This window comes from Agrobacterium leguminum, from assembly GCF_005144435.2.
GTDB classification, from domain to species: domain Bacteria; phylum Pseudomonadota; class Alphaproteobacteria; order Rhizobiales; family Rhizobiaceae; genus Agrobacterium; species Agrobacterium leguminum.
Genome location: NZ_CP120211.1, coordinates 2691485 through 2712657, shown reverse-complemented (window position 1 = coordinate 2712657; position 21173 = coordinate 2691485). Strand labels below are relative to the sequence as shown.

Annotated in this window: 19 protein-coding genes; 16 read left to right on the top strand and 3 right to left on the bottom strand. The window is 58.1% G+C overall.

From position 1 onward, the window contains the following. The first annotated feature begins 12 nt into the window (after positions 1-12). From mnmG to CFBP4996_RS12955, 4 genes are read left to right on the top strand one after another with little or no spacing between them, the layout of a single operon-like run. Positions 13-1896, top strand: coding sequence for a tRNA uridine-5-carboxymethylaminomethyl(34) synthesis enzyme MnmG (gene mnmG / locus CFBP4996_RS12970; RefSeq protein WP_080852931.1), 1884 nt, complete (start codon positions 13-15; stop codon positions 1894-1896). Between the two features lie 11 nt (positions 1897-1907). Next, positions 1908-2525: a 16S rRNA (guanine(527)-N(7))-methyltransferase RsmG gene (gene rsmG / locus CFBP4996_RS12965; RefSeq protein WP_080852932.1), complete on the top strand. Its 618-nt coding sequence runs from the start codon at positions 1908-1910 to the stop codon at positions 2523-2525. 19 nt (positions 2526-2544) lie between these two features. After that, on the top strand, positions 2545-3339 hold the full coding sequence (locus tag CFBP4996_RS12960) for a ParA family protein (RefSeq protein WP_003521142.1): 795 nt from the start codon (positions 2545-2547) through the stop codon (positions 3337-3339). 30 nt (positions 3340-3369) lie between these two features. Then, positions 3370-4251, top strand: a complete 882-nt coding sequence (locus CFBP4996_RS12955; RefSeq protein ID WP_080852933.1) for a ParB/RepB/Spo0J family partition protein — start codon at positions 3370-3372, stop codon at positions 4249-4251. 61 nt (positions 4252-4312) lie between these two features. On the opposite strand, the gene CFBP4996_RS12950 is transcribed toward CFBP4996_RS12955, so the two are convergent. Continuing rightward, the gene (locus tag CFBP4996_RS12950; protein ID WP_080852934.1) at positions 4313-4525 is read right to left on the bottom strand and encodes a DUF1674 domain-containing protein; all 213 of its coding nucleotides are present in this window, start codon (positions 4523-4525) and stop codon (positions 4313-4315) included. A gap of 116 nt (positions 4526-4641) precedes the next feature. Here CFBP4996_RS12950 and htpX point away from each other — a divergent pair, with 116 nt between their 5' ends. From htpX to purH, 4 genes are all read left to right on the top strand, one after another. After that, positions 4642-5607, top strand: coding sequence for a zinc metalloprotease HtpX (gene htpX / locus CFBP4996_RS12945; protein WP_003520211.1), 966 nt, complete (start codon positions 4642-4644; stop codon positions 5605-5607). Further along, on the top strand, positions 5604-6989 hold the full coding sequence (locus CFBP4996_RS12940; RefSeq protein WP_080852935.1) for an RsmB/NOP family class I SAM-dependent RNA methyltransferase: 1386 nt from the start codon (positions 5604-5606) through the stop codon (positions 6987-6989). Before htpX ends, CFBP4996_RS12940 begins: the two co-directional genes overlap by 4 nt. Before the next feature lie 125 nt (positions 6990-7114). Beyond that, positions 7115-8782, top strand: a complete 1668-nt coding sequence (locus tag CFBP4996_RS12935; protein WP_162936002.1) for a heparinase II/III family protein — start codon at positions 7115-7117, stop codon at positions 8780-8782. A gap of 152 nt (positions 8783-8934) precedes the next feature. Next, the gene (purH, locus tag CFBP4996_RS12930) at positions 8935-10551 is read left to right on the top strand and encodes a bifunctional phosphoribosylaminoimidazolecarboxamide formyltransferase/IMP cyclohydrolase (protein ID WP_059759717.1); all 1617 of its coding nucleotides are present in this window, start codon (positions 8935-8937) and stop codon (positions 10549-10551) included. A gap of 85 nt (positions 10552-10636) precedes the next feature. Here purH and CFBP4996_RS12925 read toward each other — a convergent pair whose 3' ends face one another. Together CFBP4996_RS12925 and CFBP4996_RS12920 are read right to left on the bottom strand one after the other, a co-directional pair. Next, positions 10637-12169 (bottom strand): UxaA family hydrolase, encoded by a 1533-nt coding sequence (locus CFBP4996_RS12925; RefSeq protein WP_065656835.1) that lies wholly within the window; start codon positions 12167-12169, stop codon positions 10637-10639. A gap of 42 nt (positions 12170-12211) precedes the next feature. After that, on the bottom strand, positions 12212-12904 hold the full coding sequence (locus CFBP4996_RS12920; protein WP_020809848.1) for a FadR/GntR family transcriptional regulator: 693 nt from the start codon (positions 12902-12904) through the stop codon (positions 12212-12214). A 254-nt stretch (positions 12905-13158) separates the two neighbouring features. Between CFBP4996_RS12920 and CFBP4996_RS12915 the strand changes: the two genes are divergently transcribed. The 8 genes from CFBP4996_RS12915 (at position 13159) to CFBP4996_RS12880 (ending at position 21163) form a co-directional block, all read left to right on the top strand. Then, complete coding sequence (locus tag CFBP4996_RS12915; RefSeq protein ID WP_162935956.1) at positions 13159-14724, top strand: sugar ABC transporter ATP-binding protein; 1566 nt, start codon at positions 13159-13161, stop codon at positions 14722-14724. 8 nt (positions 14725-14732) lie between these two features. Further along, positions 14733-15755, top strand: coding sequence for an ABC transporter permease (locus CFBP4996_RS12910; protein ID WP_080852936.1), 1023 nt, complete (start codon positions 14733-14735; stop codon positions 15753-15755). 76 nt (positions 15756-15831) lie between these two features. Then, positions 15832-16773: an ABC transporter substrate-binding protein gene (locus CFBP4996_RS12905; RefSeq protein WP_003520222.1), complete on the top strand. Its 942-nt coding sequence runs from the start codon at positions 15832-15834 to the stop codon at positions 16771-16773. Between the two features lie 65 nt (positions 16774-16838). Further along, positions 16839-17852: an aldo/keto reductase gene (locus tag CFBP4996_RS12900; protein WP_080852937.1), complete on the top strand. Its 1014-nt coding sequence runs from the start codon at positions 16839-16841 to the stop codon at positions 17850-17852. A 4-nt stretch (positions 17853-17856) separates the two neighbouring features. Beyond that, positions 17857-18678 (top strand): amidohydrolase family protein, encoded by an 822-nt coding sequence (locus CFBP4996_RS12895; RefSeq protein ID WP_080852938.1) that lies wholly within the window; start codon positions 17857-17859, stop codon positions 18676-18678. Positions 18679-18681: 3 nt separating this feature from the next. After that, positions 18682-19692 carry a zinc-binding alcohol dehydrogenase family protein gene (locus tag CFBP4996_RS12890; protein WP_080852939.1) on the top strand — a complete coding sequence of 337 codons (1011 nt, stop codon included), beginning with the start codon at positions 18682-18684 and terminating at the stop codon, positions 19690-19692. Beyond that, positions 19689-20822 carry a mannitol dehydrogenase family protein gene (locus CFBP4996_RS12885; RefSeq protein WP_080852940.1) on the top strand — a complete coding sequence of 378 codons (1134 nt, stop codon included), beginning with the start codon at positions 19689-19691 and terminating at the stop codon, positions 20820-20822. The genes CFBP4996_RS12890 and CFBP4996_RS12885 overlap by 4 nt, the downstream gene beginning before the upstream one ends. 11 nt (positions 20823-20833) lie before the next feature. Next, a complete protein-coding gene (locus CFBP4996_RS12880; RefSeq protein WP_080852941.1) occupies positions 20834-21163 on the top strand; it encodes an L-rhamnose mutarotase in 330 nt (109 codons plus the stop codon). Positions 21164-21173: the final 10 nt, after the last annotated feature.

Genomic DNA, 21173 nt, shown 5'->3' with positions numbered 1-21173 from the left:
GGGCGCAGGGACATGCACCAGTCATTCGATGTCATTGTTATTGGTGGTGGCCACGCGGGCAGCGAAGCCGCGGCTGCCGCTGCAAGGCATGGTGCAAAAACCGCCCTTGTTACCCATAAGCGAGAGACGATTGGCGTCATGTCCTGCAACCCCGCCATCGGCGGTCTGGGCAAGGGACACCTCGTTCGTGAGATCGATGCGCTGGATGGCTTGATGGGTCGGGTTGCCGATGCAGCGGGCATCCAATTCCGCATGCTCAACCGTAAAAAGGGGCCGGCCGTGCGTGGTCCGCGCACACAGGCCGACCGGCGGCTTTATCGCGAAGCCATGCAGCGTGAGATCGATGCGATTGAAAACCTGACCATCATTGAAGGCGATGCTTTCGATATTGAGATGGCCGATGATCGCGTCGCAGCCGTTATCATGAAGAACGGTAGCCGGATTCCCTGCGGTGCGGTCGTGTTGACGAGTGGCACCTTCCTGCGCGGTCTCATTCATATCGGTTCCGAAAAGATTCCGGCGGGACGCGTGGGAGAAATGCCGTCTGTTGGCCTCTCGGACACGCTCTCGCGACTGGGCCTCGTTATGGGTCGCCTGAAAACCGGCACCCCTGCTCGACTGGACGGACGCACGATTGACTGGAATGCGGTGGATCGACAGGCTGCCGATGAGGATCCCGTCCCCTTTTCCTTCATGACGGATCGTATTCTCAATCCGCAAATAGAATGTGGTGTAACTCGCACCACTCCGGCTGGGCATAAGATTATTCAGGAGAATATTCATCTGTCGGCGATGTATTCAGGACAGATCGAAGGGGTCGGTCCGCGTTATTGCCCGTCAATTGAGGATAAAATCACCCGTTTCGGTGAACGGGACGGTCATCAGATATTCCTCGAGCCGGAAGGTCTCGACGATCACACTATTTATCCAAACGGCATATCGACGTCCCTTCCCGCTTCCGTTCAGGAGCAATTTATCCGAACGATACCAGGCCTTGAACAGGTGACGATCCTGCAGCCGGGTTACGCGATCGAATATGACTATGTCGATCCACGCGAGCTGAAGCCGTCGCTGGAATGCCGCAAGATTCCCGGATTGTTTCTGGCCGGCCAGATTAATGGTACGACGGGTTATGAAGAAGCGGGTGCTCAGGGTCTCGTTGCAGGTTTGAATGCCTCCCTTTATGCAGGCAAGGCCGATCCGGTCTATTTTAGCCGAACCGAGTCTTATATCGGCGTCATGATTGATGACCTGACGTCGAAAGGTGTCAGCGAACCCTACCGCATGTTTACGTCCAGAGCGGAGTATCGTCTTTCGCTGCGCGTGGACAATGCGGATTTGCGGCTTACACCAGTCGCTCAGATGGCTGGCATTGTCGGCCGCGCGCGGCAGGAACGCTTCGTAAATTTCATCTCCGATCTGGATCGCGGTCGAGAGCTGATGAAGGCGATTTCCATCAGCCCGTCCCAGGCGGCGAAGCAAGGGTTGAAACTTAATCAGGACGGTCAACGCCGATCCGTTTATGAATTGCTGGCCTATCCGGATATGACTCTCGGAGTCCTTACCGAACATTGGCCGGAATTGGGCGCCCTTGACGGAAAAGTTGCCGAGGTCTTGCAGATCGAGGCGAGTTATGCGGTCTATATGCAGAGGCAAAGCGCTGATATCGTCGATATCAAGCGGGACGAAGACAGAAAAATTCCTGATGACTTTGATTTTAAGAGTCTGTCCGGCCTTTCCAACGAGCTTAAACAAAAGCTGGAAAAAGCCCGTCCTGAGAATATTGCCCAGGCTGCTCGTGTTGACGGCATGACGCCGGCTGCGATATCGCTGCTGCTCGCACTTCTGCGGAAGGATTCCGCAACGCGAAGTGAAAAATTACGCATGCACCAATAGCGAGTCGGATTATGAAGATAAACGGCCAGAGTGTTTCACGTGAAACACAGGAAAGGCTCGAACATTTTGTCGAGCTTTTTAAGAAGTGGAACAGAACCACAAATCTGGTAGCGCCTTCCACTTTGGCCGAGCTTTGGAACCGGCATGTGGCCGACAGTGCGCAAATATTCCAACTGTCTCCGCAGCCAAAAAAGTGGATTGATCTTGGAAGCGGTGGCGGATTCCCCGGTGTCGTCACGGCGATTTTTCTGGCGGAGCTTGGCGACGGTTGGGTTGATCTGGTCGAAAGCAATAATAAAAAGGCGGCATTCTTGCGAATTGCACTGAAGGAAACCGGTGCAAGAGGTGCAGTCCACCCTGTCAGGATCGAGACAGCACCGGAAATCATTAAAAATTGCGACGCTATTTCAGCGCGCGCACTCGCCGAACTGGATCTGCTTTTCGATTATATCCATCCTTGGGCGCAGAATAACCCGAATCTCAAGGCCTATTTTAATAAAGGCCGGGATTATGATTCTGAAGTGCAGAAAGCACATGGTCGCTGGGAGTTTGATCTGGTAAAACATCAGAGTGCCATTGAGGCAGATTCTGTTGTTCTTGAAATTAGCAACCTCGCTTTGAGGCGCTGATGAGCTGGCCAGGTGCGGCATGACTTTGGAAAAAAACCGGATTATCGCAGTTGCAAACCAGAAAGGCGGCGTTGGTAAAACAACAACCGCCATCAATCTGGCTACCGCGCTGGCGGCTATTGGTGAGCGCGTACTGATCGTGGATCTGGACCCGCAGGGTAATGCGAGTACCGGACTTGGAATCGACCGCAAGGAGCGCAAGCTTTCGTCCTATGATCTTCTGGTGGGAGATCATGGGGTAGCGGAAGTTGCTGTTCCCACCGCCGTTCCCAATCTCGACATCGTCCCCTCCACGATGGATTTGCTCGGTTTCGAAATGCAGGTCGCGAATGTTTCCAATCGCGTTTTCCTCCTGCGTGCGGCCATGGAGACGCAGGAAGCCAGAGGCTATTCCTATATTCTCGTAGACTGCCCCCCCTCTTTCAATCTTCTGACGATGAATGCCATGACGGCCGCACATTCCGTGCTCGTGCCGCTGCAATGCGAGTTCTTTGCGCTGGAGGGCCTTAGCCAGTTGCTGGATACGGTCAGTCAGATTCGTGGATCGGTGAACCCGCAACTCGACATACAGGGCATTGTTCTTACGATGTTCGATGCGCGAAATAATCTTGCACAGCAGGTTGTTTCGGATGTGCGCACGCATCTGGGCGAAAAGGTTTATCACACGCTTATTCCACGCAACGTGCGTGTTTCCGAAGCGCCGTCCTATGGTAAACCGGCAATTCTCTATGATCTGAAATGTGCCGGTAGCCAGGCCTATCTGCAACTGGCGTCCGAAGTGATTCAGAGAGAGCGTCTGCGTAAAGCCGCCTGACGTTTGCCGGAATGTATGGAGTAATATCTTATGAGTGATGATCTTTCCAAGCGTCGGCTGGGGCGCGGTCTTGCCGCATTGATCGGAGAAATGGACCAGCCTGTGCCGGTGGGTGAGCCGCAGCGTGCTGTTAACGCCGATCGTACCATTCCCATCGAATTCATCGCTCGCAGCCAGAGGAATCCGCGGCGTCATTTCGATGAGAATGAGCTGCAGGATCTTGCCGCCTCCATTCGTCAGCATGGAATTGTTCAGCCTGTGGTCGTAAGAACGGTTGGAGTCAACCGATACGAGATTATTGCGGGCGAGAGGCGCTGGCGTGCCGCGCAGCTGGCGGGTTTTACCGATGTTCCCGTCATCGTTCGCGATGTGGATGACCGCACGGCGCTGGAACTGGCGATTGTCGAAAACGTACAGCGTTCCGACCTCAATCCGCTCGAAGAAGCGATGGGGTATGAGCAGCTGATCGCCGAACACGGCTATACGCAGAATGATCTCGGCGAAATCATCGGCAAGAGCCGAAGCCACGTTGCCAACAGCCTGCGGCTTTTGAAGCTTCCCGATCCGGTACGGGATATGCTGGCGGATGGTTCGCTCTCCGCGGGTCATGCCCGCGCACTTGTTTCCACTTCCGATCCGGCGACGCTCGCGAAAACAATCGTATCCAAGGGACTTTCGGTCCGTGATGCCGAGCGCCTGGCGCAGAATGATATCAAATCGCAGGGCGATGTTGCGGAGAAGCGACCTGCGGCGGAAAAGGATTCCGATACGATCGCGCTCGAACGCAGCCTGTCCGATGCTCTCGGGCTGGATGTGAAGATCAACCACAAGGGCGGATCGGGGCAAATCCGTATTGGTTATCGGACACTGGAACAGCTTGAAGCGGTATGCCGGCTTCTGGAGCAGAAGTAAGTAACTATTTGTTTTAAAATATAAAATACCCGCCTTTGGCGGGTATTTTTATTTGTGGCGCTCAAAAATCGATGGCCCGGCCTTTTATTTCGTAATCGCCGAAACGCACGGGTTCTGCGCCGCCGCGGCCGCCGGTTTCTGGCGGTAACTGGAGATCGGCCTGTTGCCTGCGCCGTTCTTCCGCTTCTTTCAACGCTCGCTGCGCCGCCGGCGAAAGTCGCTTTACACTTTCCGCGCCACTGTCTGTGGCGTTGTCATTATCCGCATTCTGCATGAAATCCTCCCTATGACGGGATATTGAAATACGTTTGCCGCTTACCAGATTATATAATCCGAGGGGCTTTATAAACCCCGGAATATTCCCGGTGAGTGACAAGGAGAGTTTAACGGATGAACATGATGCGCACGGCAATGCTTCTGGCCTTCATGACCGCATTGTTCATGGGTGTCGGTTTTCTGATCGGCGGCAAGGGCGGTATGATGATCGCCCTGGTCATCGCGGCTGGTATGAATATTTTTTCCTACTGGAACTCTGACAAGATGGTTCTCTCCGCCTATCATGCGCGGGAGATCGACGAGGCGAATGCGCCCGAGTTTTTTCACATGATCCGCGATCTGTCGCAGAATGCCGGTCTGCCGATGCCGAAGGTCTATATTTACGATAGCCCGCAACCCAATGCCTTCGCGACCGGGCGGAATCCTCAGAACGCCGCTGTTGCCGCTTCGACAGGACTGCTGGAGCGTCTGACACCCGAGGAAGTGGCCGGTGTCATGGCGCATGAACTTGCGCATGTGCAGAACCGGGATACGCTGACTATGACGATCACCGCCACGCTGGCGGGCGCCATCTCCATGCTCGGCAATTTTGCCTTCTTCTTCGGCGGTAACCGGGAGAACAACAATAACCCGCTCGGCTTTATCGGCGTGCTGGTCGCGATGATCGTGGCGCCACTGGCAGCGATGCTGGTGCAGATGGCGATCAGCCGTACGCGGGAATATTCTGCCGACCGGCGCGGCGCGGAAATCTGCGGCAATCCGCTCTGGCTTGCTTCCGCCTTGCAGAAGATTTCGGGCATGGCGCAACGCATTCACAATGACGATGCCGAGCGTAACCCGGCAACGGCGCATATGTTCATCATCAATCCGCTTTCCGGCGAGCGCATGGACAATCTCTTCTCCACGCATCCGAATACGGAAAACCGCGTGGCCGCGCTGCATGCGATGGCACAGGAGTTTTCCCCGCGAGGATCGACGCCGCCGCCATCGGGTGATAGACCTCTGCGCAAATCAGGCTCCGTTCCCAAAACAGGCTGGGGACGAGGCAATGAAAACGAGCGCAAGGGGCCGTGGTCTTGACATCCGATATTCAGAATAAGCCGGCGCGGTCCAGAAAACCGAGACCGGCAAATGGGAGGGGCCGTGAAGACGGCCCTTCGTCTTTCCAGGACAAGCCGGGTCTCGCCGCGCGCATTGCCGCCACCCGCATTCTGGCCGCCGTTCTGGAAAAGAAGACCTCGCTGGATGGGATGCTCGATAGCGAAAACGGCAATCCCGTCTATCGAGCCCTGTCGCTTGCCGACCGGGCGCTGGTGAGGGCTATCGTCAACAGCGCGCTTCGCCACCTCCCCCGGATTGAAACGGCATTGTCGATGCTGCTTGATGGACCGCTGCCACAGGGCGCGCGATCGCTGCATCACGTTCTTGTCGTCGGTGCGGCGCAGATGCTTTACCTTGATGTGCCGGATCATTCCGCTGTCGATCTCGCGGTGGAACAAGCTCACCGCGATCCGCGCAACCGGCGTTTCGTCAAGCTGGTGAACGCCGTTCTCCGACGGCTCGGTCGTGAAAAAGCGGATATCGAGAAGGCCGTCGCCGGCGTTCCGGTATTGCCGGACTGGTTCCATGCGCGGCTTGTTTCCGCTTACGGCAATGAGGTTGCGCAAAGGATTTCGGAGGCGCAGCTGACACCTTCCTCAATTGATCTGACGATCAAGGCTGATCCCGCTCTCTGGGCGGAAAAACTGGGCGGTACGCTCATGCCGAATGGCAGTGTGCGTCTGGGTGAATTCGAGGGGCAGATCCCATCGCTCGAAGGCTTCGCTGAGGGTGCATGGTGGGTGCAGGATCTCGCCGCCAGCATGCCGGTTCGGCTTATGGGTAACATCGCGGGCAAACGTGTCGCAGATCTCTGTGCTGCTCCTGGCGGTAAGACCGCACAACTTGCGCTGGCGGGCGCCAAGGTGACGGCGCTGGATCAGTCCGGTAACCGTCTTCGTCGCCTCAGGGAAAATCTCGACCGGCTTGGACTCCGCGCAGAAACGGTGGAGGCCAATATGCTGAAGTACCAGCCGGAACAGCTTTTTGACGCGGTCCTCCTCGATGCGCCCTGTTCTTCCACCGGGACACTTCGCAAACATCCCGATGTCTGCTGGACCAAGGATGAGAACGACATTGCCAAACTCGCTGCCCTTCAGGGCCAGATGCTGCGGCATGCGCTGACCCTTGTTGGCCCGGGCGGTCTCGTGGTCTTCTCCAATTGCTCGCTCGATCCTTCCGAAGGAGAAGCGATGATTGCCGAGGTTCTGGCGGAAAATCCCGACGTGGAGCGTGTTGCCGTCCGCCGCGAGGATTGGCCCGGAATGGAAGCGGCTATCAGCCCCAATGGCGATCTTCGCACGACACCGGACATGTTCGGCGGTGTCGATGGGTTTTTTAGCAGTGTCTTGCGTAAGAAGTAGAAAAAAGCCAAGCTTTCGCGAATCATTAGATATTTATCGAAAACGTTCCGGTCGTCGCGGTTCACTGATAAAAACAAAACATGTGAAACGGGAAACACAGCTTGTTAGGGTCCTTTGCAGGCAGCATGAATGCCGCCGGTCTTCTGTCGCGGATGGCGTATCGTCATCTGTGTGTCGGCCTCACCCCTTTGCGCCTGCATATGTCGCGATTTGCCACTCGTGCGCCAGACGGTCTGGTGGCGGCGCCGACCGATCTCAGAGCCATCGATCCCTATTTCGCCGAGGAACTGTTGCGGGGCCGCATCGCGCTGGCCGGGCGTGTCGTCGAAACCGGCGGAGCTTCGCCATTTCAGGTGGAATATCCCTCGGCGGTCTTTGAAGAACGACTGCATGCGTTCAGTTGGCTACGGCATATTCGCTCCGATAAATCGAGCGAGGCCTGCAAACGGGCGCGCCGTATCGTTGCGGAATGGATGGTGCTTCATGGCAAACGGCTTGCAGGCACTGCCTGGTCGCCGGAAATCGCCGCACAAAGGCTGATTGCCTGGCTTTCGCACTCTCCCGTGGTTTTATACGAGGCTGATGCCGGTTTTTATCGCCGCTTCCTGAAAAGCCTCGCCTTTCATGTGCGTTATCTCGAAAGAATCGTCAGACACGCGCCGGATGGCGAAGCGCGGCTGAGGATCAGGATTGCCTTGGCCATGGCTTCCATCGCCATGCCAACGCGCCTTTCGCGGATCACGCGGAATGGAATGAAGCTGGCTCAGGAAATGGAACGCCAGATTCTGCCCGATGGCGGACATGTTTCCCGTAATCCACGCGTCATGCTGGACCTGCTGCTCGATCTACTGCCGCTTCGGCAAAGTTATATCAATCTCGGCCATGATCTGCCGTCGGGTCTGGTGCCGGCCATAGACCGCATGTTCCCGGCGATCCGGTTCTTCCGGCATCAGGGTGGCGATCTCGCGCTGTTCAACGGCGCCACGGCGACGCTCGCCAATGAGCTTGTTTCCGTGCTGCGTTATGACGAAACGGCCGGCCGGCCCTCCAAGGTCTTGCCGGACGTGAACTACCATCGGCTTGCGACGGACGATACGGTCATCATCGTCGATACAGGGTATCCCGGCTCGGCGGAGCTTTCACGCAATGCCCATTCGGGTTGCCTGTCTTTCGAAATGTCCTGCGGCAAGAACCGCTTCATCGTCAATTCCGGCTTTCCACGCAACGCCGCGCCGGAGTATCAGCGGGCCAGCCGTTCCACGGCGGCGCATTCCACCGTCACGCTTGCGGATACATCATCCTGTAGACTGTCGCGCTCGCGGCTGCTTGGTCCGATCATGGTATCAGGCGTCAGCCACGTCGACAGCCGGCGTGGAACGGATGCAAACGGCAATGACGTTCTCTGGGCGTCTCATGACGGTTATTTGCAGAATTTCGGCTGCTACCATGAGCGGGAAATAGAATTGAATGCGGCCGGTACCAAGATAAAGGGTCGGGATCTGCTTCGGGCCGATGCGAGTGCGGCGAAAACGCAATTGCAGTCGGTCACGGCGGTTTCACGTTTCCATATTCATCCCCACATTCAGATACACCAGCGGGATGAGGAGTCTGCCTATCTGGAGGCAGCGGATGGAACCGTCTGGCTGTTTTCCGCACCCGGGCTCGAGCTTTTCGTCACCGAGGATGTCTTCATGGCCGATGCATCCGGTATGCGCCCGTCACAGCAGATCGAGCTCCCCTTCAATCTCGCAAATACGCGGGAAATCCGCTGGCTCATCGAACGCCAGGCCTAGGCAATTTCCGGCGGTGCCGGTCAAAAACCACCATAGTTTTCACCGTTCGGCATCCCCGCTGTTTATTAATCCGGTAAGCTGTGTTAACGCGGCGGCAATTGCTGGATCAATCCCATTCCAGCCTGTCCTCCCCGTTAAACGGAGTATGCCTGATGGCCGTCGTGTCCAAGAAAATCCCCGCCCCCGATAAGGTCAAAATCCGCACGGCGCTTCTTTCCGTGTCCGACAAGACTGACATTATCGAGCTGGCGACGGTTCTGTCGAAGCTTGGCGTCAAGCTCCTGTCGACCGGTGGAACGGCGAAAGCCATTGCCGAAGCAGGCCTGCCTGTGACGGATGTCTCCGACGTAACGAATTTTCCCGAGATCATGGATGGCCGCGTCAAGACGCTGCATCCCAATGTCCATGGCGGGCTTCTGGCCATCCGGGACGATGCGGAGCATGTCGAGGCAATGAAGGCGCACGGCATCGAGGCGATCGATCTCTCGGTCATCAACCTCTATCCTTTCGAAGAAGTTCGCGCCAAGGGCGGCGATTATCCGACGACGGTGGAAAACATCGATATTGGCGGCCCGGCGATGATCCGCGCTTCCGCCAAGAACCATGCGTATGTCACTGTTGTTACCGATCCGTCTGACTATCCCGATCTGGTTGAGGCCCTGCAGGCCGATGACGGCCAGACATCCTATGCGCTGCGCCAGCGTTTTGCCGCCAAGGCCTATGCCCGCACCGCCGCCTATGATGCGGTGATTTCCAACTGGTTTGCCGAGGCGCTTGCGATCGAAACGCCGGATTACCGCGCCATCGGCGGCGCGCTGAAAGAAAAGATGCGGTATGGCGAAAATCCGCACCAGAGCGCTGGTTTTTACCTCACCGGCGAAAAGCGTCCTGGCGTCGCAACCGCGACGCTGCTTCAGGGCAAGCAGCTTTCCTATAACAACATCAATGACACCGATGCAGCTTACGAGCTCGTGGCGGAATTCCTGCCGGAAAATGCGCCGGCAGTCGCTATCATCAAGCATGCCAATCCCTGCGGCGTGGCGACGGGTCCGACACTTGCCGAAGCTTACCGGCGGGCGCTGGCATGCGATTCCGTTTCCGCTTTTGGCGGCGTGATTGCCCTGAACCGCACGCTCGATGCGGAAACGGCAGAAGAGATCGTCAAGCTCTTCACTGAAGTCATCATCGCGCCTGATGTCACCGAAGAAGCCAAGTCCATCATCGCTCGCAAGCCGAACCTGCGCCTTCTGGCCGCTGGCGGCCTGCCTGATCCGCGCGCGGCCGGTATTACCGCGAAGACCGTCTCGGGCGGCCTGCTGGTGCAGAGCCGCGACAACGGCATGGTCGAGGATCTGGACCTCAAGGTCGTCACCAAGCGTGCGCCGACGTCGCAGGAACTTGAAGACATGAAGTTTGCCTTCAAGATCGCCAAGCATGTGAAGTCCAATGCTGTCATTTACGCCAAGGACGGGCAGACGGCTGGCATCGGTGCCGGCCAGATGAGCCGTGTGGATTCGGCCCGTATCGCTGCCCAGAAGGCGGAAGATGCCGCCAAGGCTCTTGGCCTTGCCGAACCGTTGACGCGCGGCTCCGCTGTCGCTTCGGAAGCATTTTATCCCTTTGCCGACGGCTTGCTCGCCGCGATTGCCGCAGGCGCCACCGCTGTCATCCAGCCGGGCGGCTCGATGCGCGATCAGGAAGTGATCGACGCCGCGAACGAGCATAATGTGGCAATGGTCTTTACCGGCATGCGCCACTTCCGCCACTAAGCGCGGAACAACCAGGAATAACGAAGGCCCGGAAATCACTTTCCGGGCCTTTTGTTTCACGTGGGACAGTCTTGGTGCCGCAGGTTCAGGTCACGGCCCCAACCTGCCACGGTACAAATTCATTGTCGCCGTAGTCGTAGATTTCGCTGACGGTCTTTTCGCCGGAGGCTACCGCCAGAATATGCTCGAAAATTCGTTTGCCGGATTCTTCGATAGTTTCAGCGCCGGTGACGATCTCGCCGCAATTGATATCCATGTCTTCCTTCATGTGTTCATACATTTCGGAATTGGTGGCGATCTTGATGCAGGGTGACGGCTTAAAGCCCGAAACCGAGCCGCGGCCGGTGGTGAAACAGATGACGTTGCAGCCGCCGGCGACCTGTCCGGTGACGGCAACGGGGTCATAGCCGGGCGTATCCATGAAGACGAAACCCTGTTCCGTCACGGTTTCGGCGAACTCATAAACCGCCTTCAGCGGCATGGAGCCGCCCTTGGCGACCGCGCCCAGCGATTTTTCCAGAATGGTGGTCAGGCCGCCAAGCTTGTTGCCGTGGGAGGGGTTGTTATTGAGTTCGTCGCCATTACGGGCGGTATAATCACGCCACCAGTCGATACGCTGTAGCAGCTTTTCGGCGACGGCAGGGGTGACGGCGCGCTTCGTCAGGAGGTGTTCAGCGCCGTAAATCTCCGGCGTCTCCGAGAGGACCGTGGTTCCACCGTTGCGGACGATGAGGTCGGAGGCATAACCCAGAGCCGGGTTGGCGGATATGCCGGAATAGCCGTCCGAACCGCCGCATTCCAGCGCCACCTTCAGCTTGGAAAGCGGTTGCTCCGTGCGGCGGGCGGCATTGACCATCGGCAGCATGGCCTTGATCTCGGCAATCGCCGCATCGATCGTCTTGCGGGTGCCGCCGTGCTGCTGGATCGTCATGGTGCGCAGCCGCTCACCCTCTTCCATCTTGTAATGTTCGAGAATGGGCGCGATCTGGTTGGTTTCACAACCGAGGCCGATCAGCAGAATGCCGCCGAAATTCGGATGGCGGGCATAGCCCTGAATTGTGCGGATCAGCAGGCGGTAACCTTCCGATTTCGTATTCAGCGCACAGCCGCCGCCATGGGTCAGCGCCACGACGCCATCGACATTGTCGAAACCATCAAGGCCACCCTGCTTGTTGAAATAATCCGCGATGTAACGCGACACCGTGGCGGAACAGTTCACCGAAGCGATGACGCCGATATAGTTTCGTGTTCCGACGCCACCGAGGCCGCGGTCATAACCCTTGAACGTCCGGCGTTCAGCTTCCGGCACCATGCCCTTCTCTTCGATATCGACGCTGAACTGATGCGCGTGTTCGGAAGGCACCATGGCGAGATTATGCAGGTGCACGTGCCGGCCGGGCTCGATATCCTGGGTGGCGATACCGATGACCTGTCCGTATTTCAGCACCTCGTCGCCCGATTTGATGAATTTGAGGGCCACCTTATGCCCGCGCCCGATCAGCTCGAGCGCCGCCAGATCGCCCCTGCCCGTCGCGCCGCCGGCCGGAATGGACCGACGCGCCACCGCGACATTGTCGTTGGCGTTCAGCAAAATGGTTGCCTCGGAATTCTCACTCACGGATTTTCCTCCTCCCGGTATATTGCCTGCTATGTTTCTAGATCAGTTTTCGACCCAGCGTCTCTTCGAACCTTCCAGATGGGTATGCATGGCGGCCTGCGCCAGCAGCGGGTCTTTCAGTTCAAGCGCCGCCAGAATGGCCTCGTGTTCCTGAAGCGCGTGGGTCCAGGTATCGCGGTCTTCGAATTTCACGCGAAGCTGGGCCGAAATGGGGCTGTGGCGCTCATCGAAGAGGTTCGCCACCATTCGCGCCAAAACGCTGTTACCGGATTGCTCGGCTATGGTGACGTGAAACAGCCGATCCTGATCCAGAGGCTTGCGGCCGGCCTCTATTTCCCGCTGCATGGTATTGAGTATCTGGCGGAGGGTCGCGATTGTCTCATCGGTCATCCGGCTTGCCGCCAGCACGATGGTGGCACCCTCCAGCGCGGCGCGCGCCTGCATCAGTTCGGAGGGGCTATCACCCAGCGATTTGGTATGGTGGGTCGTCTGCAACGCTTCCGCCGACACATAAACCCCGGAACCCATGCGAATTTCGACGGTGTTGTCGATTTCAAGCGCAATCAGCGCCTCGCGCAAGGAAGGCCTCGATACACCGAGCTTCTGTGCCAGTTCGCGTTCGGCGGGAAGCCGCGTGCCGGGCAGGAATTCACCCATATCGATGAGTTCGCGTATCTGGTCCGCAATCTGCTGATAAAGCCTGCGCGGTTCCGCTATTTTGGCCTGACCACTCATGTGTTTTTTGACGAGTCCTGTCTGCTATCCATATTTGGCCTTACCGTAACGCCAAGTGTTTCAATACGCAAGGAATTACTTAAATATATGAAATTACGTATTTATTATCAGTTATCGTTTCATGTATTGCTTCTGTTTTGGATATGGCTTCGCAAATTTTGGCCTAATTGGCTTGACCATTCTGAAAAACCGGCCTAACCATTTGGCCTGTTCATGACCCCGGTGGAGCGGGGATACGGGTGGGAGGTTTCCAGATGTCGCAGGGCGCATCGACAATTCGGGGCGATTTTTCGCCTGAACAGATGGCGCACGGACAGCGTGCGGTGCTCCTGCGCCTCGATAACATCAGCAAGGAATTTCCCGGCGTAAAAGCACTGTCGAACGTGCATTTCGATCTGCGCGCCGGCGAGGTACATGCCGTCTGCGGCGAAAATGGTGCGGGAAAATCGACGCTGATGAAGATCGTCAGCGGCGTCTATCAGCCGAGCGACGGCACCATCCTTCATAAAGGTGTGAAGGTGCAATATGCATCGCCGCTGGAATCCGAAGCCGCCGGCATCGCCATCATCCATCAGGAACTGAACCTCGTTCCGCATCTTTCCGTTGCCGAAAACATCTATCTTGCGCGCGAACCGCGGCGCGGTTTCCTCGTTGACCGTAAGAAGCTGCGCCTCGATGCCAAGCGCTGTCTCGACCGGCTGGGTGTCGATATCGACCCCGACCAGATCGTCCGCGGCCTTTCGGTCGCCCAATGTCAGATGGTCGAAATCGCCAAGGCGCTTTCTCTTGACGCTGAAGTGCTCATCATGGATGAGCCGACCTCTTCGCTGACCGAGCAGGAGACCCGGCTCCTGTTCAAGGTCATCCGCGATCTCAAGGCATCCGGTGTCGGGATCGTTTATATTTCCCACCGTCTCGATGAAATGGCCGAAATCGTCGACCGTGTGACGGTTCTGCGCGATGGACGTTATATTTCGACCGACGATTTCACTTCGATCACCGTTGACGACATCGTCACGCGCATGGTCGGGCGTTCGCTGGAAGACAAATTCCCCGAGCGTACATCGCGCCCCACGGAAGATGTTATTTTTTCCGTCGAGGGCCTGACGCGCAGCGGCGTGTTCCACGACGTCGGTTTTTCGCTGCGGCGTGGCGAAATCCTCGGTTTTGCCGGGCTGATGGGTGCCGGCCGCACCGAAGTCGCCCGGGCGATATTCGGCGCCGATCCGCTCGATGCGGGCAGGATCGTTTTCAACGGGCGGGAGCTTTCGATCAGTTCGCCGCAGGACGCCATCGAGGAGGGCATCGCCTATCTCTCGGAAGACCGTAAAAGCGATGGTCTCGCCATCAAGATGTCGGTGGCGGCCAATACGACGCTTGCCAATCTCGGCGAGGTTTCCAACCGTTTCGGCCTGATCGATTTCAAGAAACATGACGATGTGGCAAAGCGCTACGTCGATCTCCTGAATATCCGTACCCCTTCCATCGGGCAGACGGTGCGGCTGCTTTCAGGCGGCAATCAGCAGAAAATCATCATCGGCAAATGGCTGTTCCGGCAATCTCGCGTGCTGTTCTTCGATGAGCCGACACGCGGCATCGATGTCGGCGCGAAATTCGCGATCTACAAGATCATGGACGAGCTCGCCGCGCAGGGTATCGGCGTCATTCTCATCAGTTCGGAACTGCCGGAAATTCTGGGGCTGACGGATCGTATCGCCGTTTTCCACCAGGGCCGGATTACGGGTGTGCTCGAAACCGCCAAGACCAATCAGGAAGAAATCATGCGGTATGCGTCCGGTTACGGCCGGACCGCGCAGTGAGGAACGACATGGCCAATATTGCAGAAACCAAGAAGAGCTTCGCAGTCAGCGACCGCCAGAAGGACATTATCCAGAAGTTTGCCGCACTTGGCAGCCTGTTCGCTCTCGTCGCGGTCTTTTCCGCCACCAGCAGCGCCTTCTTCACCGTCAATAACGGTATGACGATTGCGTTGCAGGTCACGTCCATCGCGCTGCTCGGCATCGGGGCTACCTGTGTCATCATCACCGGCGGCATCGATCTTTCCGTCGGTTCGGTGCTTGCGCTTGCCGGCGTCGTCGCCGCCCTTGCGGTGAAGGAACTCGGCATGCCGGTGCCGATCGGTATGTTGCTTGGCATTCTCACCGGGTCGCTCTGCGGTCTCATCAACGGTCTTCTGGTGACCCGTTTCAAGCTGCCGCCCTTCATCGCCACCCTCGGCATGATGTTGATCGCCCGCGGCGTGGCGCTGCAGATCACCGGTGCGCGCGCCGTCTCCGGCCTTGGCGAATCTTTCGGCGAACTCGGCAATGGCGCCCTCTTCCGCATCGTCACCATCGGTGACGACGGCTTTCCGAATGTGGTGTTTCCCGGCATCCCCTACCCCGTCATCCTGATGGTGGTGATTGCGCTTGCGGTTTCCTTCATGCTCAACCGCTCGATCCTCGGCCGTCACATTTACGCTGTCGGTTCCAACGCCGAAGCCGCGCGCCTTTCCGGCGTCAATGTCGCCCGCGTCACAAATTTCACCTACATCCTGTCCGGCACGCTCGCCGGGCTGACGGGCTGCGTGCTGATGTCTCGCCTCGTCACCGCCCAGCCGAACGAGGGTGTGATGTATGAGCTGGACGCCATTGCCAGCGCCGTTATCGGCGGCACATCGCTGATCGGCGGCGTGGGAACGATTTCCGGCACGGCCATCGGCGCTTTCGTCATCGGCATCCTGCGCAACGGTCTCAACATGAATGGCGTCTCCGCCTTCACACAACAGATCATCATCGGCCTCGTCATTCTGGTCACCGTCTGGATCGACCAGTTGCGCAACCGCCGCTGATCAAGGGCCTGCGGACCCTTTCCGCAAAAAAGATCGGCAAGGGGAGGCCCGGTATGCCGACATCACGGAGGAAGAAATGAAGAAAATTGCGACTGCCCTTCTGACATCCGCAATTGCGCTGTGGAGCGTTTCCACCGTGCAGGCCGGTGAAATCGCCGTCATCGTCAAGACCGTCAACTCCACCTTCTGGCAGAACGTCCAGAAGGGTGCTGATGCGGCGATGAAGAACTCTTCCGGCAATACCATGACCTTCCAGGGTCCGGCTGCCGAGTCCGCCATTGCCGACCAGGTCAACATGGTCGAAAACGCCATCAACCGTAAGGTCGCGGGCATTGTTCTGGCACCTTCCGATCCGGACGCGCTGGTGCCTGCCGTCAAGAAGGCCTGGGAAGCCCGTATTCCGGTCGTTCTGATCGACTCGCAGCTCGCAAAGGGTTCGGAGCAATATTACCAGTCGTTCCTCGCGACCGATAACAAGAAAGCCGGCGAACTGGCAGCCCAGGCGCTGATCGACAAGGTGGGCAAGGAAGGCAAGATCGCCGTCATGTCCTATGTCGCCGGTGCAGGTTCGGAAATCGGCCGTGTCGGCGGTTTTACCGACTACATCCAGATGAACTCTAACCTGAAGATCGTCGGCCCGTTCTATTCGCAGTCGCAGATGGCGACCGCGCTGAACCAGACGACCGACGTTCTGGCCGCCAATTCCGACCTCAAGGGCATTTTCGGCGCCAATGAGCCGACGGCAATCGGCGTGGGTCGCGCGCTCGCACAAAGCGGTAAGGCCGGCAAGGTCGTCGCCATCGGCTTCGACGGCAACCAGGACCTTCAGGGCTTCGTCAAGGATGGCACGCTGGCCGGTATCGTGGTTCAGGGTTCCTACCAGATGGGTGAAAAGGGCGTAGAGACCATTTCCAAGCTCATCGGCAAGGAAAAGGTCGAGAAGTTCGTCGACACCGGCGTCGTTGTTGTCACCAAGGACAATATCGAAAAGCCGGAAGCCAAGAACGTTCTTTATTGATTGCGTGATGACGCGCCGCTTTGCGGCGGCGCGTCTTTCCAAAGACAAGCTGGAAAGTCCCTGCGATGAAAGTCTCCGATACACGTAAATTGCCGCGCCGCGCCGTCGACGTCACCGTCATGGGCCTCGGTTGCGCCCAGATGGGCAATCTCTACCGCGTCACGCCCTATGAAGAGTCCAAGGGTGCGTTCGACAAGGCATGGGAAAGCGGCATGCGTTATTTCGATACCGCGCCGTTTTATGGCTATACGCGGTCGGAGCGTCGCCTCGGCACCATGGTGACGGAGCATGACCGGAACGAATACACGCTGAGCACCAAGGTCGGCCGCGTGATGGTTCCTGATGAGACTGTCGGTCCGGAGGAGGATGCCTATATAGCGCCGCTGCCGTTCCGCCCGGTCTATGATTATTCCTATGACGGTATCCTGCGCTCCTTCGAGGCAAGCCAGCAACGGCTCGGTGTTTTGAAGCCGGATATTCTTTATGCGCATGATATCGGCTCCTTCACCCATGGCGAAAAGCACCAGCATTACTGGGAGCAGCTGACCGCGGGCGGTGGGTTCCGGGCGCTTGGCAAGCTGCGCGAGGAAGGATCGACGGGGGCCGTCGGTCTCGGCGTCAATGAGTGGGAAATCGTCAGCGACGCCATGGATGTCTTCGATATCGACGTCGCCATGCTTGCCGGTCGTTATACGCTGCTGGAGCAGCAGAGCCTTGCTTTCATGAACCGTTGCGCTGAAAGCGGTGTCGCCATCGTTGTCGCCGGTGCATTCAATTCCGGCATTCTGGCCGGCAACCGCAAATTCAATTATGCCGACGCGCCTGCCGATATTCTCACGCGTGTCGATGCGCTGCAGGGTGTTTGCGGGGAACTCGGCGTATCGCTGCAGGCGGCCGCGCTGCAGTTTCCACTCGCCCATCCGGCGTCGGTCACGGTCGTCTCAGGTGCGCGCAATGCGCAGCAGCTCGCCTCCAATATCGAATGGTTCGAACAGTCGATCCCGGATGAATTCTGGTCCGAACTGCACAGGCGCGGCCTGATTGCCGAAGGTGCGCCGGTGCCCGGCAGGAAGGCCTGAGGCGATGCTCATCGACGCCCACCAGCATTTCTGGCTGATGAAGGATCGCGCCGGGCAGTGGCCGCCGCCATCGCTTGCCGCCATCTACCGGGATTTTCTCCCCGCTGATCTGTCGCCTTTGCTGGCCGCTGCCGGCGTTTCCGGCACCGTGCTGGTGCAGACGATGGAGACGGCGGCCGACACGGATTTCATGCTGGCGCTTGCGGAAAAGGCCGGTTTCATCAAGGGTGTGGTCGGCTGGGTGGACATGAAATCCGCCGATGCAGCGAGTGAAATCGCCCGTCGGGCAAAACATCCGGCGTTCAAGGGTGTCCGTCCGATGTTACAGGGCATGGAGGATGTCGCCTGGATCGATGATCCGGCACTTGATCCCGCCGTGGCGGCGCTGTTAAAACATGGTCTGGTGTTCGATGCGCTGGTCCTGCCGCCCAATCTGCCGCATCTCTTCGCCTTTGCCCGCCGCCATCCGCAATTGCCGATCGTCATCGACCATGGCGCGAAGCCGCTGATTGCTACCGGTCACTACAGCGACTGGCGCAAGGATATGGCCGTTCTGGCGGCTCTCCCGAATGTCCATTGCAAACTCTCCGGTCTGCTGACCGAGCGCGGTGAGCAGCGGCCGGAAGCGGTACGGCCTTATGCCGAGACCATTCTGGAACTCTTTGGCGGCAACCGCGTGATTTTTGGCAGTGACTGGCCGGTGTTGCGGCTGGCGGGCGATTATCAGGCATGGCTGGATTTCTGCCGCGATATCGTGCCGGCAGAGGACCATGCGGCAGTTTTCGGCGGTAACGCCGTTCGTTTTTATTCCCTTTCCCACAGGTGATGCATGCTGGCGATTTTCTGCGAAACCCCAGGTCAACTCGTCTCCAAGGAACTGCCGAAACCAGCGCGTGGCGAAGGTGAAGTACTGGTGCGTATTCGCCGCATCGGGGTTTGCGGCACGGACCTGCACATCTTCACCGGCAACCAGCCTTATCTTTCTTATCCGCGCATCATGGGCCATGAGCTTTCCGGCACGGTGGAAGAAGCGCCGCAAGGCAGCCATCTGTCCGCAGGCGATGTGGTCACCGTCATTCCCTATATCTCGTGCGGCAAATGTAGTGCCTGCCTGAAGGGCAAGAGCAATTGCTGCCGCAATATCGGTGTGCTGGGCGTTCATCGCGATGGTGGCATGGTCGAATATCTGAATGTGCCGCAACAATTCGTGCTGAAGGCGGAGGGGTTGAGCCTCGATCAGGCGGCGATGACCGAATTTCTGGCTATCGGTGCGCATGCGGTGCGCCGTGGCGCAGTCGAGAAGGGGCAGAAGGTTCTGATCGTCGGCGCCGGCCCGATTGGCATGGCTGTTGCGGTTTTCGTGGTTCTCGATGGCGGCGAAGTGACCATGATTGACGGGCGCACCGACCGGCTGGATTTCTGCAAGGAGCATCTCGGCGTTGCGCATACGGTGACACTCGGCGAGGGCGACAGGGATCGCCTCTCCGACATAACCGGCGGCGATTTCTTCGATGCGGTCTTCGATGCGACCGGCAATCCGAAAGCCATGGAGCGCGGCTTTTCCTTTGTCGGCCATGGCGGTTCCTATGTGCTTGTCTCCATCGTCGCCAGCGATATCAGCTTCAACGATCCGGAGTTCCACAAACGGGAGACGACGCTGCTCGGCAGTCGCAATGCCACGCCCCAGGATTTCGAGCGCGTCCTGCAGGCGCTGCGGGAAGGCAAGGTACCGGAAGCACTGATCACCCATCGCATGACGCTTGCCGATGTGCCCTCCAGATTCGCCGGCCTGACCGATCCGAAGGCCGGAGTGATCAAGGGCATGGTGGAGGTCGCATGACGCCCGATACGCCCATCCTGCAATTCGGCACCAGCCGCTTTCTTCTGGCGCATGCGGATCTCTTTGTTTCGCAGGCGTTGGACAAGGGCGAGGCTCTCGGGCGTATCGCGATTGTCCAGACGACCGGCAATGCGGAGAGCCTGAAGCGTGTTGCGGCGCTGAACAGCGGGGTGCCCTACCCCGTGCGTATTCGCGGCATCCGCGATGGTCAGGAAGTGGACGAGGAAATTCAGGGCGGGGCTGTCGCGCGGGCGCTGACGGCTGCGACCGACTGGGCCGAAGTGCGCCGCCTTGCCTGCGAGGCCGAGGTTATTCTGTCCAATACGGGCGATCGCGGTTATGAGCTGGATTCGGCGGATAATGCCGGGCTTGCTGACGATTTCACGATCGTACCGAAAAGCTTTCCGGCAAAACTCTGCATGCTGCTGCTAGAGCGTTTTCAGCGCAATCCGGAAGCACCTGTCTCCATCTTCCCCTGCGAACTCGTGCCGCGCAATGGCGAAAAGCTGAAACAGGTCATTCGCCGGCTTGCCGATGAATGGCAATTGCCGGCTGGTTTTGCCTTTTATCTGAATGAGAAGTGCCGTTTTGCCAATAGTCTGGTGGATCGCATCGTCTCCGAGCCTATCGACCCGGTGGGTGCGGTGGCGGAACCCTATGCGCTATGGGCTATAGAGAAGCAGGACGGGCTTGTCCTTCCCTGCACGCACCCTGCCGTGGTGCTGACGGACGATCTCGATCACTATGAAAAGCGGAAGCTTTTCCTGCTCAATCTCGGCCATTCCTATCTGGCGGAACGCTGGTTGCAGGATGCGCGTGCGAAGGACGAGACGGTGCGTCAGGCAATGGCCGACGATGCTCTCGTTACGGATCTTGAGACGCTTTGGCGGGACGAGGTTCTGCCGGTCTTTGCCGCCGAAGGTATGGGGGATGATGCGCAGGCCTATATTGGCGTGCTGCGGGAGCGTTTGCGCAATCCCTTTCTCGCGCATCGGCTCTCCGATATCGCCGGCAACCACGATGAAAAGAAGCGCCGCCGCTTTGTCCCGGTCATTGCTGCGGCAGAACGGCTGGGTTTGGACCTGCCGCAGACAAAGCTGCGCGCTGCGCTCGCCACCATAAAGCAATAACGGAGTTTTTCATGCAGCGCATGGGCATGGTCATAGGCGTCAAACCGGAAATGATCGGGGAGTATAAAAGGCTGCATGCGACTGTGTGGCCTGAAATTCTGGCGCTTATCAGCGACTGCAATATCCGCAACTACACGATCTTCCTGCGCGAGCCGGAAAATCTGCTCTTCGGCTACTGGGAATATCACGGCAGCGATATCAGCGCCGACATGGCGAAGATGGCCGCAAGCTCCAAGAACCGGGAATGGTGGTCCTTCACCATTCCCTGCCAGCAACCGCTCGAAAGCCGGAAGGAAGGCGAGTGGTGGGCAATGATGGAAGAAACCTTCCACCACGATTGAATGATTTCCT

What these genes read in the sequence shown, in the direction of transcription:
- rsmG (WP_080852932.1), top strand. Translation starts at nt 1,908, where the DNA reads ATGAAGATAAACGGCCAGAGTGTTTCACGTGAAACACAGGAAAGGCTC.
- CFBP4996_RS12885 (WP_080852940.1), top strand. Translation starts at nt 19,689, where the DNA reads ATGACGCCCGATACGCCCATCCTGCAATTCGGCACCAGCCGCTTTCTT.
- CFBP4996_RS12920 (WP_020809848.1), bottom strand. Translation starts at nt 12,904, where the DNA reads ATGAGTGGTCAGGCCAAAATAGCGGAACCGCGCAGGCTTTATCAGCAG.
- CFBP4996_RS12915 (WP_162935956.1), top strand. Translation starts at nt 13,159, where the DNA reads ATGTCGCAGGGCGCATCGACAATTCGGGGCGATTTTTCGCCTGAACAG.
- CFBP4996_RS12955 (WP_080852933.1), top strand. Translation starts at nt 3,370, where the DNA reads ATGAGTGATGATCTTTCCAAGCGTCGGCTGGGGCGCGGTCTTGCCGCA.
- CFBP4996_RS12890 (WP_080852939.1), top strand. Translation starts at nt 18,682, where the DNA reads ATGCTGGCGATTTTCTGCGAAACCCCAGGTCAACTCGTCTCCAAGGAA.
- CFBP4996_RS12910 (WP_080852936.1), top strand. Translation starts at nt 14,733, where the DNA reads ATGGCCAATATTGCAGAAACCAAGAAGAGCTTCGCAGTCAGCGACCGC.
- purH (WP_059759717.1), top strand. Translation starts at nt 8,935, where the DNA reads ATGGCCGTCGTGTCCAAGAAAATCCCCGCCCCCGATAAGGTCAAAATC.
- mnmG (WP_080852931.1), top strand. Translation starts at nt 13, where the DNA reads ATGCACCAGTCATTCGATGTCATTGTTATTGGTGGTGGCCACGCGGGC.
- CFBP4996_RS12895 (WP_080852938.1), top strand. Translation starts at nt 17,857, where the DNA reads ATGCTCATCGACGCCCACCAGCATTTCTGGCTGATGAAGGATCGCGCC.
- CFBP4996_RS12950 (WP_080852934.1), bottom strand. Translation starts at nt 4,525, where the DNA reads ATGCAGAATGCGGATAATGACAACGCCACAGACAGTGGCGCGGAAAGT.
- CFBP4996_RS12905 (WP_003520222.1), top strand. Translation starts at nt 15,832, where the DNA reads ATGAAGAAAATTGCGACTGCCCTTCTGACATCCGCAATTGCGCTGTGG.
- CFBP4996_RS12900 (WP_080852937.1), top strand. Translation starts at nt 16,839, where the DNA reads ATGAAAGTCTCCGATACACGTAAATTGCCGCGCCGCGCCGTCGACGTC.
- CFBP4996_RS12935 (WP_162936002.1), top strand. Translation starts at nt 7,115, where the DNA reads ATGAATGCCGCCGGTCTTCTGTCGCGGATGGCGTATCGTCATCTGTGT.
- CFBP4996_RS12960 (WP_003521142.1), top strand. Translation starts at nt 2,545, where the DNA reads ATGACTTTGGAAAAAAACCGGATTATCGCAGTTGCAAACCAGAAAGGC.
- CFBP4996_RS12880 (WP_080852941.1), top strand. Translation starts at nt 20,834, where the DNA reads ATGCAGCGCATGGGCATGGTCATAGGCGTCAAACCGGAAATGATCGGG.
- htpX (WP_003520211.1), top strand. Translation starts at nt 4,642, where the DNA reads ATGAACATGATGCGCACGGCAATGCTTCTGGCCTTCATGACCGCATTG.